Genomic DNA, 12,470 nt, shown 5'->3' with positions numbered 1-12,470 from the left:
AGGTTACTGCCTTGGTAGGGAGAGGGTGGCCTGCAGGCCGCCCTGCGGACGATTTTCCAGCACCAGGTCGCCGCCGTGGGCGTGGGCTATGTTGCGGGCAATGCCCAGACCCAGGCCGGTGCCGGCCAGATCCGTGCTGAGCCGGTAGTAGGGCTCGAAGATGCGTTCGAACTGATCTTCCGGCAGGCCGGGGCCCTCGTCCATGATGAACAGGATCAGCATCTCTTCGTCGTCCATGATGATGATGCGCACTTTCTGGCCGTATTTGATGCCGTTGTCCACCAGGTTGCCGATGCAGCGCTTGAGGGCCAGCGGTTTGCCGCGGTAGGGCTGCTTGCAGTGGCCTTCGATGGTCAGCCGCTCGTCGTGCAGGTTCATGGCCTCCGCCATCTGTTCCAGCATGGCGTCGATGTCGAGCTGCTCGATGTTCTCGTGGATGTCGGTATCCTTCACCGTCTGCAGCGCCCCCTTCACCATCAGCTCCAGCTCGTCCAGATCCTTGTTGAACTTGGCGATCTGCTGCTCGTCGTCGAGCAGCTCGACCCGCAGCCGCAGCCGGGTGATGGGGGTCTTGAGGTCGTGGGAAATGGAGCTGAACAACCGCTCTCTATCGTCGATATAGCGGCGGATGCGGTGCTGCATGATGTTGAAGGCGCGGGTGGCCGCCACTATCTCGGAGGCCCCCTCCTCCTTGAGCGAGGGCTGGTCGATGTCCTTGCCGAGGTTGACTGCCGCCTTGGCCAGCCGGCGCAGCGGCCGGGTCTGCCAGCGCACCAGCAGGAAGGTGAAGAAGCAGAGGAACACCGTCATCAGGGCGATGAAGCGCACCTGGTTGCTGGGCATGACGGTATCATCCAGCGTCATGTAGGGGGCGGGCAACAGGGCCGCCAGATAGAGCCACTCCCCCGGCTCTATCTCGATCTGGGTCACCAGTACCGGCGGGTTGAGCGGCTCCAGCGACAGGGTGTAGCGGGCCCAGGAGGAGGGCAGATCCGCCAGCAGGGTGTCGTTGTTGAAGACGTGCAGATCCTCTGGCCGCGAGAAGTCCACCTTGATCGCCATGGCGTCGGAGAGCTTGCGGGTCAGCACCCCCTGCACCTCCTTGAGCACCAGCGTCTTGCGCTCGCTGTCGGGGATGGCGCTGATGTGGATCTCCTCCTCGTTCAGGGAGACGAAGAAGCGGCTGCCGCCCATGTTGCGCAGCTGGTCCAGCGCGATGTGGCGATACTGCAGCGGCAAGGATTTGAAGAAGTTGACGGTGGAGGCGGCCGACAGCGCCAGGTTGCGGGTGGTGCTGAGCATGCCCTCCAGCTCCCGCTTCTGGATCTGCTGCATCCAGATGCCGGTGAGGATGGTCTGGGAGAGCAGGATCGCCAGCAGCAACAGCAGCAGCATCCGCGACAGCAGGGAGCGGGGTACCAGAACCCGCCAGAACCACCTGCTATTCATGGGATCTCTCGCCTTGTGTCGATCAGCATGCCGTCGCTACCTTGCCGGGCCATCATGGGATCTCGTGCACCTCGGCAATCAGCATGTAGCCACTGCCGCGAATGGTCTTGATGATGCGCGGGCTCTTGCCGTTGTCACCCAGCTTCTGGCGCAGTCGGCTGATCTGTACGTCGATGCCGCGCTCCATCGGCAGGCTCTCACGACCGCGAGTGGCGTCTGAGATGGTATCCCGGTCCAGCACCACGCCGGGCTGCTGCAGGAACATGCCGAGCAACATGGCGTCGCTGCCGGAGAGATCCAGCAGGCTGCCATCCTCGTGAGTCAGCTGGTGGCTCAGGGTATCCAGGGTCCACTCGGCGAAGCGCAGCCGGCGGCTCGGCTCCTTCTCTTTCTCCGGCTGGCGAAATTCGGCGCGGCGCAGCAGCGCCTTGATGCGGGCCTGCAGCTCGCGCGGGCTGAACGGCTTGGCGATGTAGTCGTCGGCACCGAGTTCCAGCCCGATCACCCGGTCAGCCTCGTCGGAGGCGGCGGTCAGCATGATGATAGGGACCTGAGAGTCGCGACGGATCTGCTGGCAGAGGGTAAAACCGTCGTCGCCAGGCATCATGATATCGAGAATGATGAGGTCCGGGCTGTGCTGGGCGAGCTGCTGACGCATCTCGTTGCCCTCCGCTGCGGTCAATACCTCGAAGCCAGCCCTGGTCAGGTATTCATTGAGCAGCTCGCGGATCTCTTGGTCGTCGTCGACGATCAGCAGTTGTTTGCTCGTTGACATATGTATGTGCATCCACCCATTTTTTTGTGCAGATTGAACCTGTCGGGGGAGCAAAAAGCAAGCAAGCCCCCCATCTAATGTGAGGTTATGGGCAATATCCTCCCATATCCTGCCGTGCAAATAAAAAAGGCCGACCCAAACGGGCCGGCCAAGACGCAGATGCTGACGACAGAAGTGCACCCCGTGTGGCGCACTCCACAGACTCGATGGCGGGGCAGTCTGACCGGCCCCAAAACCTGCGATACGGGCCGCCTCGCCGGAAAGCAGAAGCGGGCCCATATTGTAAAATTCAGCCCCAGGCGGGGCACTGCCCGGACCGGCGGACCGGTCCGGGGGATACAGTTACACTCGCTCGAACACGGTGGCGATGCCCTGACCCAGGCCGATGCACATGGTGGCCACGCCCAGGGTCGCGTCCTTCTCTTCCATCAGATTGATCAGGGTGGTGGAGATGCGGGCACCGGAGCAGCCGAGCGGGTGACCCAGGGCGATGGCGCCGCCGTTCAGGTTCACCTTCTCGTCCACCAGGTCTTGCAGACCCAGATCCTTCACGCAGGGGAGGGACTGGGCGGCAAACGCCTCGTTCAGCTCGAACAGATCGATGTCACCGACGGTCAGACCGGCCCGCTTGAGCGCCTTCTGGGTGGCCGGCACCGGGCCGTAACCCATGATGGCGGCGTCGCAACCGGCGATGGCCATGGCACGTACCTTGGCGCGCGGGGTGAGGCCGAGCGCCTTGGCGCGATCCGCACTCATCACCAGCATGGCGGCGGCGCCATCGGACAGGGCCGAAGAGGTGCCGGCGGTGACGGTGCCGTTGACCGGGTCGAACACCGGGCGCAGCTGGCTCAGGGTGTCGACCGTGGTCTCGGGGCGGATCACCTCGTCATAGTCGTAGAAGAAGCGGGCGCCGTTGGCGTCGTGCCCTTCCAGCCCGACGATCTCCTTGGCGAAACGGCCTTCCACGGTGGCGGCGTGAGCGCGGCGATGGGAGCGAGCGGCAAACTCGTCCTGCTGTTGACGGCTGATGCCGTGCAGCTTGCCGAGCATCTCGGCGGTCAGCCCCATCATGCCGGAGGCTTTTGCCACCGACTTGGCCATGCCGGGGTGGAAGTCCACCCCGTGGCTCATGGGCACGTGGCCCATGTGCTCGACGCCGCCGATGATGAAGATGTCGCCGTCACCCACCTGGATGGCGCGGGAGGCATCGTGCAGCGCCTGCATGGAGGATCCGCACAGGCGGTTGACGGTGACCGCCCCCACCTGTTTCGGGATGCCGGCCAGCAGGGCGGCGTTGCGGGCGATGTTGAAGCCCTGCTCCAGGGTCTGCTGCACGCAGCCCCAGTAGATGTCCTCGATCTCGTTCGGGTCTAGGTTGGGGTTGCGCAGCAGGATGGATTTCATCAGGTGCGCGGACAAGTCTTCTGCACGCACGTTGCGGAAGGCGCCGCCCTTGGACCGGCCCATCGGGGTCCGGATACAGTCGACAATGACTACGTCTTTCATGAATGGATCTCCTTTCCGCAATCAGTAGAAGGTTTTGCCCTGGGCGGCCATCTCACGCAGCTTGTCGCTGACGCGATAGAGCGGGCCAAGGTCGGCATACTGGTCGGCCATGGCCACATAGCGATCCAGACCGATAGTGTCCAGATAGCGGAACACGCCGCCGCGGAAGGGAGGGAAACCCAGACCGTAGACCAGCGCGATGTCGGCTTCGGCTGGGGTGGCGACTATGCCCTCTTCCAGACAGAGCACCACCTCGTTGATCATGGGGATCATCATGCGGGCGATGATGGCGTCCTTGTCGAAATCCTGTTTCGGCTTGGCGATGGGGGCCAGCAGCTCGTAGCTGGCGGCGTCGGCCACCTTCTTCGGCTTGCCCTTCTTGTCGGCCTCGTAGGCGTAGAAGCCCTTGCCATTCTTCTGACCGAAGCGGCTCGCCTCGTACATCACGTCGATGGCGGTACGGCCTTCCTTGCTCATGCGCGCCGGGAAGCCCTGCGCCATCACGTCACCGGCATGGTGGCCGGTGTCGATGCCGACCACGTCCAGCAGGTAGGCGGGGCCCATGGGCCAGCCGAACTCCTTCTCCATCACCTTGTCGACGGCGGCGAAGTCGGCGCCATCGGCGACCAGCTTGTTGAAGCCGAAGAAGTAGGGGAACAGCACGCGGTTGACGAAGAAGCCAGGGCAGTCGTTGACCACCACCGGGGACTTGCCCATGGCGGCGGCGTAGGCCACCACGCGGTTGATGGTGTCGTCCGAGGTTTGCTCGCCGCGGATGATCTCCACCAGCGGCATGCGATGCACCGGGTTGAAGAAGTGCATGCCGCAGAAGTTCTCGGGGCGCTTCAGGCTCTTGGCCAGCAGGGAGATGGGGATGGTGGAGGTGTTGCTGGCGAGCACGGCGTCGTCGCCGATCACGCCTTCTACTTCACTCAGCACGGCCGCCTTCACTTTCGGGTTCTCGACTACGGCCTCGACCACCACGTCCACATGCTTGACGTTGTCATAGCTGAGGGTCGGGGTGATGGCGGAGAGCACCTGGCCCATCTTGATGCCGTCGATGCGACCGCGCTCGAGCTGGCCGTTGAGCAGCTTGGTGGCTTCGCCCATGCCAAGTGCCAGCGCCTTCTCGTTGATGTCCTTCATCACCGCCGGGATACCCTTGCTGGCGGACTGGTAGGCGATGCCGCCCCCCATGATGCCGGCACCCAGCACGGCGGCATGGCCGGTGGCCTTGTTTGCCTGCTTGGCGGCCTTCTTGGCCAGCGCCTTGATGTGCTGATCGTTGAGGAAGATGCCGACCAGCGCCTTGGCCACGTCGGTTTTCGCCAGCTTGATGAAGGTGGCGGCTTCGGCGGCCAGCGCTTCGTCCCGACCCATGCCGGCGGCGGCTTCCACCGTCTTCACGGCGGCCATGGGTGCCGGATAGTGTTTGCCCGCCACGGCGGCAACCATGCCGGCGGCGGTGGTGAAGCTCATCATGGCTTCCAGTTTGGAGAGGCGCAGCGGGGCCTTCTTGGCGGCGCGGCGGCTCTGCCAGTCCAGCTTGCCCTTGATCGCGTCCTTGATCATCTGCACGGCGGCGCCCTGCAGCGCATCCGGGGAGACCACGGCATCGATGGCACCCACCTTGAGAGCGTCATCGGCACGGTAATCCTTGCCGGTGGTGATCCACTCCAGCGCGTTGTCGGCTCCGATCACTCGCGGCAGGCGGACGGTGCCGCCAAAGCCGGGCATGATGCCGAGCTTGGTCTCGGGCAGGCCAATCTTGGCCGTGGTATCAGCCAGCCGGAAGTCGGTGGAGAGAATTGTCTCGCAGCCGCCGCCCAGGGCGTGGCCCTTGATGGCGGAGAGGGTCGGCACCGGCAGATCTTCGATGGCGTTGAAGATGTCGTTGGCCTTTTTCAGCCAGCCGAGCAGATCTTCCTGCGGCAGATCGAACAGTTCCAGGAATTCGGTGATGTCGGCGCCGACGATGAAGGCGTCTTTGCCGGAGGTGAGGATCAGACCTTTTAGTTCACGTTCTTGTTGTAATGCGGCGATCGCTTCGCTCAGGGAGAGCAGGGTAGCGCGATCCAGCTTGTTGACTGAACCCGGAGCATCGAACCTCAGCTCGGCAATGCCGTCTTCGAGGTAGCTGACCGTCAGGGTTTCGCCTTGGTAGATCATGAGAGTGTCTCCTTGTTCCCACATGGTGGGGGGTGGTGCTCCTTTATCCCCAGCAGGGGGTGAGGCTCACTATTGATCCAAAAGAAGACAATTTCAACACCTATTTAAAACATTCGTTTAACAGATCTCGAGTAAAAGCTCGCCTCAGATTAACAATCAAAATAAAGGCGTCTGATGACGCCTTTATTAACCTTGTGTGGCCTCAGCTGGCCAGCTCGGGCCGGTCGCGATACTGGCTCAGCACCTCGGGATCGGCGAGAGCGTGGGTGTTGTTGACGGGCCGGTTGTGCACCACTTCCCGCACCGCCAGCTCCACTATCTTGCCGGACTTGGTGCGCGGAATGGCGTCTACCTGCAGGATGCGGGCCGGCACGTGGCGGGCGGTGCAGTGCTGGCGCACCTGCTGGCGGATACGCTCGCGCAGCGGCTCGTCCAGCTTGAGACCAGGCTTGAGCTTGACGAACAGCACCACCCGCTCGTCTTGCTGCCACTGCTGGCCGATGACGATGCTCTCTTCTACTTCCTCCAGCTGTTCGACGTAGCGGTAGATCTCGCTGGTGCCGATGCGCACGCCGCCCGGGTTGAGGGTGGCGTCGGAGCGGCCGTAGAACAGGATGCCGCCGGTCGGGGTCAGCTCTATCCAGTCGCCGTGGCACCAGATGTTGTCGAACCGCTCGAAATAGGCGGCGTGGTACTTGTCGCCGCCGTCATCTCCCCAGAAGCCGATGGGCTGGGCCGGAAACGGCTTGGTGCAGACCAGCTCGCCCTTTTCACCCTGCACCGGTTGGCCCGCTTCGTTGAATACCTGCACCGCGAGACCGAGGCCGCGCCCCTGGCTCTCGCCGCGGTAGACGGGGCTGAGCGGGTTGCCGATGACGAAGCAGGAGCAGATGTCGGTGCCACCGGAGATGGAGCTGAGCTGCACATCCTGCTTGATCTGCTGATAGACGTAGTCGAACCCTTCGGGAGAGAGCACGGAGCCGGTGCTGCAGATGAGCCGCAGGTGTGGCAAGTCGTGGGTCTTGATAGGGGCATAACCCTGCTTGTGCAGCGCATCCAGGTATTTGGCCGAGGTGCCGAACAGGGCGACTTCTTCGTCGCGGGCGAGATCCCACAGCACGTTGCCGTCCGGGTAGAAGGGGGAGCCGTCGTAGAGCACCAGGGTGGCGCCGGAGGCGAGCGCGCTCACCAGCCAGTTCCACATCATCCAGCCGCAGGTGGTGAAGTAGAAGATACGCTCCCCCGGCTTGATGTCGCAGTGCAGCTGGTGTTCTTTCAGGTGTTGCAGCAGGGTGCCGCCGATGCCGTGTACGATGCACTTGGGCTTGCCGGTGGTGCCGGACGAATAGAGGATGTAGAGCGGGTCGTTGAAGGCCATGGGCTCGAACTGCAGGCTGGCATCCGGCTGGCTGGCCAGGATCTGACGCCAGTCGTGGCCCAGTTGCAGGGAGTGGCCGAGCAGGGGGATCATGACCGTCTGCTCTATGCTGTCGATCTGGCCGACGACCCCCGCCACCTTGTCCTGAATGTCGATGGCCTTGCCGTTGTAGCGATAGCCATCCACCGCAAACAGCACCCGCGGCCGGGTCTGGCCGAAGCGCTCCACCACGCTGGCTTCGCCAAAATCCGGGCTGGTGGAGGTCCAGATTGCTCCCAGACTGGTGGTCGCCAGCATGGCTACCACGGTTTCCGGGATATTGGGCAGATAGGCTGCCACTACGTCGCCCCGGCCGATTCCTTGGCCACGCAACCACTGAGCCAGCCTGGCCACCTGATCCGCCAGTTCGCGCCAGCTCAAGGTCTGGCTGGGGCTCCCTTCGATGCGGGAGATGATGGCCGGCGTGTCATCCTGACGGCGCAGCAGGTTTTCGGCGAAGTTGAGCCGGCTGTCGGGGAACCAGCGGGTGCGCTGCATCTCCTGGCGGTTCTCCGCCACTATGTTGCCGAGCTCGCCCTTGACGCCGCAGTGCTGCCACACCAGCGGCCAGAAACGGGTTGTCTTCTCCACCGACCACTGGTAGAGCTGGGCGTAGCTGTGCAGCTGCAGGCCGTGGAAGCGGTTGACCTCGGCCATGAAGTGCTGGAGGTTGGATTGCTGCATCCGCTCCTGATCCGGTTGCCACAGGCAAAGGTTGTGCATGAGTAGTCCCTGACTGCATGTATCTACCGGCAGTGTATTGAATTGTTTTTTATTTGTTAATGGTTGGTTTTTGTTTCATAACAAAAGCCTTGTAACGTATGCGTTACCTCACGAAGCGATAGCTTGACGGTTCGAGCCTTGATTCGCTTGATGTTATGCTGAAACCACATTTCTCCCGGAGCAGGACGCCATGAGCAGCTACAGCCAACTTTTTGCCCAGCACCTCGACACCTTGCAGCAGCGCACCCGCGACATACTGCAACAGCAGGGACTGGGCGGTCTGGCCATCCACTCCGGCCAGACCCACCGCATCTTCCTCGATGATCAGGATTACCCCTTCAAGGTGAACCCCCAGTTCAAGGCCTGGCTGCCGGTGCTGGACAATCCCCACTGCTGGTTGCTGGTGGATGGGGTGAACAAGCCGGTGCTGCTGTTCTACCGGCCGGTGGATTTCTGGCACAAGGTAGCGGACCTGCCCAACGCCTTCTGGGTCGACTTCTTCGATATCCGCTTCCTGACCCGCCCGGAACAGGTTGCCGATCATCTGCCGGCCAACAGGCAGGAGTGGGCCTATCTGGGTGGCCATCTGGAGGTGGCCGAGCTGCTGGGGCTGGGCCAGCCCAACCCGGAGGCGGTCCTCAACTATCTGCACTACCACCGTGCCTACAAGACCCCCTATGAGCTGGAGTGTCTGCGCGATGCCAACCGCATCGGGGTACGCGGCCACATTGCGGCCAAGGACTCCTTCATGGCGGGGGCGAGCGAGTTCGAGATCAACCTGGCCTACATGAAGGCGGTCGGGCAGGGGGCCAATGAGGCGCCCTACGGCAATATCGTCGCCATCAACCGCAATGCGGCCATCCTGCACTACACCCACCTCTCCACTCAGCGGGTACCCGATGCGGAGCGCTATTCCTTCCTCATCGACGCCGGCGTGGACGTGCACGGCTATGCCTCCGACATCACCCGGACCTGGGCCTGGCGGCGCGGCGAGTTTGCCGATCTGATCGCGGCGCTGGATGCCCAGCAGCAGGAGATCATCGAGGAGATCAAGCCGGGCCGCCGTTACAGCGAGCTGCATCTGCAGATGCATCACAGGCTGGCGCGCCTGCTGCAAGCCACCGAGCTGGTGGACATGTCGGTGGACGAGATGATCCACACCGGGGTGACCAACGTCTTCTTCCCCCACGGCCTCGGCCACTTCCTCGGCCTGCAGGTACACGATGCCGGCGGCTTCATGCAGGATGAGCGCGGCACCCACCTGTCGGCTCCCGAACAGTTCCCCTATCTGCGCTGCACCCGGGTGATGGAGGTGGGCCAGGTGTTCACCATAGAGCCGGGCCTCTACTTCATCGACAGCCTGCTGGAGCCGCTGCGCCAGGGTGAGCAGGGCAAGCGGGTCAACTGGAACAAGGTCGAGGCGCTGCGCCCCTATGGCGGCATCCGCATCGAAGACAACGTGGTGCTGCATGCCAACGGGGTGGAGAACCTGACCAGACAAGCAGGGCTCTGATGGCGGCGGACTATTCCATACCGGCCGCACCGCTGGAGGTGAGTGAAGAGATCAAGAAGAGCCGTTTCATCACTTATCTTGCCCACACGCCGACCGTCGAGGCCGCCAAGGCCTGGATTGGCGAGATAAAACAACAACACCCCGGGGCCCGGCATCACTGCTGGGCCTTTGTCGCAGGTGCCCCGCAGGACAGCCAGGTCTATGGCTTCAGCGATGATGGTGAGCCCTCTGGCACCGCCGGCAAGCCCATGCTGGCCCAGCTGATGGGGTCGGGTCTCGGCGAGATCGCCGCCGTGGTGGTGCGTTATTACGGTGGTGTGCTGCTGGGCACCGGCGGCCTGGTCAAGGCCTACGGCGGTGGCGTGGGGGCGGCACTCAAGCAGCTCGAGACCCGCATCAAGCGCCAGCAGACGGCCTCTCTCATCCAGTGCGACTATGCCGACATGGGGGCCGTAGAGGCCCTGATCCAGGCTCATCAGGGCCAGTTGTTGACGGCCGACTATGGCGCCAGCGTAACACTGCAGGTGGCGTGGGAGTCTGCGCTCTGGGCCCGAATCGCACAGGAATTGACCGACCGAACCCAGGGTCGGGTATCCCTTCGTCCCTTAGATGGCTAGAATCCATCGCTCTTTTGGTCTGAAGAGGGAGCCGGAATGCAGATTCTGAGCATCATTCGTATCGTTGGCCTGCTGGTCGCACTGTTCAGTTCGACCATGCTGCTGCCTGCGATGGTTGCATTTGGCTATCGTGATGGTGGTGGTGCCGAGTTCGTCAACTCCTTCTTCATCGCTCTGCTGCTCGGCGCCGCACTCTGGTTTCCCAACCGTCATCAGAAGAAGGACCTCAGGTCCAAGGAGGGCTTCCTCATCGTCGTGCTGTTCTGGGTGGTACTGGGCAGCGTCGGGGCCTTGCCGTTCCTGCTGGGAGAGGTGCCCGGCATGACGGTGTCCGAGGCCTTCTTCGAGTCGTTTTCCGGCCTGACCACCACGGGGGCGACCGTGCTCACCGGGCTGGACAACCTGCCCAAGGCGTTTCTGTTCTATCGCCAGCTGCTGCAGTGGTTGGGGGGCATGGGGATCATAGTGCTGGCGGTAGCCATACTGCCGCTGCTCGGCATCGGGGGCATGCAGCTCTATCGCGCCGAAATTCCGGGGCCGGTCAAGGACAACAAGGTCACCCCGCGTATCGCCGAGACGGCCAAGGCGCTCTGGTTCATCTATCTGCTGCTCACCTCCCTCTGCGCCCTGGCGTACTGGATGGCGGGCATGACCCTGTTCGATGCCATCTGTCACTCCTTCTCCACCATGTCAGTGGGGGGCTTCTCGACTCACGATGCCAGCATAGGTTTCTTCAACAGCCCGGCCATCAACCTGATCACAGTGCTGTTTCTGCTGCTGGCGAGCGTCAACTTTGCCCTGCACTTCATGGTGTTCGCCCACAAGCCGGTGCGCCTGAGCAGTTATCTGCGGGACTCCGAACTCAAGGTGTTCCTGAGCATCCAGTGTGTACTGGTACTGATCTGCTTCGTCTCCCTGTTGTTCCACGGCCACTACGATACCTGGCAGGATGCGCTCAACCACGGCCTGTTCCAGGCGGTGTCGCTGGGCACGACTACCGGTTACAGCACCACCAGTTATGCGGATTGGCCCTCTTTTCTACCTATGTTGCTGATGTTTTCCGCCTTCATCGGCTGCTGCGCCGGCAGCACCGGGGGCGGCATCAAGGTGATGCGCTTCATGATCCTGTTCCTGCAGGGGATGCGCGAGCTGAAGCGACTGGTGCATCCACGCGCCATCTATACCCTCAAGCTGGGCCGTCGCGCCGTACCAGAGCGGATTGTGGAAGCGGTGTGGGGCTACTTTGCCACCTATATCATTCTGTTCTTCATCTTTATGCTGTTGTTGCTGATGACCGGCTTGAATGAGGTGACCGCCTTCTCTGCCGTGGCGGCCGCGTTTACCAACGTGGGGCCGGGGCTGGGGGAGGTGTCGGCCAACTTTGGCAATATCTCGGCAACGGCCCAATGGATACTGGTGGTCGCCATGTTGTTTGGTCGATTGGAAATCTTTACGCTTCTGGTACTGTTTACCCCTGCATTCTGGCGTAGTTGAGGTTGGTATGGACAAGATTCTGGTGCTTTATTCTTCCCGTGACGGGCAAACGCGAAAAATCGTCGATGCCATGCTGGCTGAGATCGAGGGATGCGAGGTGGTGATGCAGGATCTGCACAGCCTGCCCATGTGCAACCTCAGCAAGTTCAAGAAGGTGCTTATCGGCGCTTCCATTCGCTATGGTAACTTCCACCCCAGCCTGTTCAGTTTCATTCATGCTCATCACGAACAGCTGGAAGTGGCCAACGCTGCCTTCTTCTGCGTCAACCTGACGGCCCGCAAGCCCGAGAAGCAGACCCCGCAGACGAATGCTTACATGAAGAAGTTTTTGCGTCTCTCCCCCTGGAAGCCAAAAACCCTGGGGGTGTTTGCCGGTGCGCTGCAGTACTCCCGCTATAACTGGTGGCAGACCCGCATCATTCAGCTGATCATGAAGATCACCGGCGGTAGCACGGATACCAGCAAGGACCTCGAGTTTACCGACTGGGACAAAGTGCGCAGTTTTGCCCGCGATTTCTGGTCAAAAAAATAGCCGTGGCAGTGTGAACGCGGCTTGAGCCCTGCGGATGCAGGGCTTTTTGTTTGATAAATAGACGCTTGACCGACCAAAACACGAAAAATGCCAGTTTTTGCAAAATTTCCCTTGTCATCGCGGTGCGGCTCCCTATAATGCGCCTCCATCGACACGGCAAGCGGCAACGCAAACAGCCGGGTCGGTAGCCTCGAAAAGCCTTTGAAAATAAGGCTTGACTCGAGAAGGCGGTTGAGTAGAATGCCACTCCCGCAGCAGCCAAAAGCTGCGTCGCT

9 protein-coding genes are annotated in these 12,470 nt (G+C 62.0%); 4 read left to right on the top strand and 5 right to left on the bottom strand.

Annotated elements, in window-relative coordinates; all coding sequences use genetic code 11:
• Positions 1-3 precede the first annotated feature (3 nt).
• From AB5Y94_RS08545 to AB5Y94_RS08525, 5 genes are all read right to left on the bottom strand, one after another.
• Positions 4-1,449 carry an ATP-binding protein gene (locus AB5Y94_RS08545; protein WP_005307426.1) on the bottom strand — a complete coding sequence of 482 codons (1,446 nt, stop codon included), beginning with the start codon at positions 1,447-1,449 and terminating at the stop codon, positions 4-6.
• Positions 1,450-1,501: 52 nt separating this feature from the next.
• Positions 1,502-2,224 carry a response regulator gene (locus AB5Y94_RS08540; protein ID WP_010635539.1) on the bottom strand — a complete coding sequence of 241 codons (723 nt, stop codon included), beginning with the start codon at positions 2,222-2,224 and terminating at the stop codon, positions 1,502-1,504.
• Between the two features lie 342 nt (positions 2,225-2,566).
• Positions 2,567-3,751 (bottom strand): acetyl-CoA C-acyltransferase FadA, encoded by a 1,185-nt coding sequence (fadA, locus tag AB5Y94_RS08535; protein WP_201877711.1) that lies wholly within the window; start codon positions 3,749-3,751, stop codon positions 2,567-2,569.
• Entirely contained in the window at positions 3,752-5,899 is a 2,148-nt protein-coding gene (gene fadB / locus AB5Y94_RS08530; protein WP_323992996.1) for a fatty acid oxidation complex subunit alpha FadB, read from the bottom strand.
• A 202-nt stretch (positions 5,900-6,101) separates the two neighbouring features.
• On the bottom strand, positions 6,102-8,039 hold the full coding sequence (locus AB5Y94_RS08525; RefSeq protein ID WP_017783251.1) for an acetoacetate--CoA ligase: 1,938 nt from the start codon (positions 8,037-8,039) through the stop codon (positions 6,102-6,104).
• A gap of 190 nt (positions 8,040-8,229) precedes the next feature.
• On the opposite strand from AB5Y94_RS08525, the gene pepQ reads away from it, so the two are divergent.
• From pepQ to hemG, 4 genes are read left to right on the top strand one after another with little or no spacing between them, the layout of a single operon-like run.
• Positions 8,230-9,552 (top strand): Xaa-Pro dipeptidase, encoded by a 1,323-nt coding sequence (gene pepQ / locus AB5Y94_RS08520; protein WP_019840760.1) that lies wholly within the window; start codon positions 8,230-8,232, stop codon positions 9,550-9,552.
• The gene (locus AB5Y94_RS08515; RefSeq protein WP_368205340.1) at positions 9,552-10,169 is read left to right on the top strand and encodes an IMPACT family protein; all 618 of its coding nucleotides are present in this window, start codon (positions 9,552-9,554) and stop codon (positions 10,167-10,169) included. Before pepQ ends, AB5Y94_RS08515 begins: the two co-directional genes overlap by 1 nt.
• Before the next feature lie 36 nt (positions 10,170-10,205).
• Complete coding sequence (locus AB5Y94_RS08510; RefSeq protein ID WP_010635534.1) at positions 10,206-11,663, top strand: TrkH family potassium uptake protein; 1,458 nt, start codon at positions 10,206-10,208, stop codon at positions 11,661-11,663.
• A gap of 7 nt (positions 11,664-11,670) precedes the next feature.
• Positions 11,671-12,195: a menaquinone-dependent protoporphyrinogen IX dehydrogenase gene (gene hemG, locus AB5Y94_RS08505; protein ID WP_005307448.1), complete on the top strand. Its 525-nt coding sequence runs from the start codon at positions 11,671-11,673 to the stop codon at positions 12,193-12,195.
• The last annotated feature ends 275 nt before the right edge of the window (positions 12,196-12,470 follow it).

The sequence above is a fragment of the Aeromonas sp. s5 genome (assembly GCF_040907865.1).
Classification (GTDB): Bacteria; Pseudomonadota; Gammaproteobacteria; order Enterobacterales; family Aeromonadaceae; genus Aeromonas; species Aeromonas dhakensis.
This window is presented reverse-complemented; position numbering and strand designations above follow the sequence as displayed.

Excerpts from the sequence above, each read along its gene's own strand:
- pepQ (WP_019840760.1), top strand. The coding sequence starts at position 8,230 with ATGAGCAGCTACAGCCAACTTTTTGCCCAGCACCTCGACACCTTGCAG.
- AB5Y94_RS08515 (WP_368205340.1), top strand. The coding sequence starts at position 9,552 with ATGGCGGCGGACTATTCCATACCGGCCGCACCGCTGGAGGTGAGTGAA.
- AB5Y94_RS08510 (WP_010635534.1), top strand. The coding sequence starts at position 10,206 with ATGCAGATTCTGAGCATCATTCGTATCGTTGGCCTGCTGGTCGCACTG.
- hemG (WP_005307448.1), top strand. The coding sequence starts at position 11,671 with ATGGACAAGATTCTGGTGCTTTATTCTTCCCGTGACGGGCAAACGCGA.
- AB5Y94_RS08525 (WP_017783251.1), bottom strand. The coding sequence starts at position 8,039 with ATGCACAACCTTTGCCTGTGGCAACCGGATCAGGAGCGGATGCAGCAA.
- AB5Y94_RS08545 (WP_005307426.1), bottom strand. The coding sequence starts at position 1,449 with ATGAATAGCAGGTGGTTCTGGCGGGTTCTGGTACCCCGCTCCCTGCTG.
- AB5Y94_RS08540 (WP_010635539.1), bottom strand. The coding sequence starts at position 2,224 with ATGTCAACGAGCAAACAACTGCTGATCGTCGACGACGACCAAGAGATC.
- fadB (WP_323992996.1), bottom strand. The coding sequence starts at position 5,899 with ATGATCTACCAAGGCGAAACCCTGACGGTCAGCTACCTCGAAGACGGC.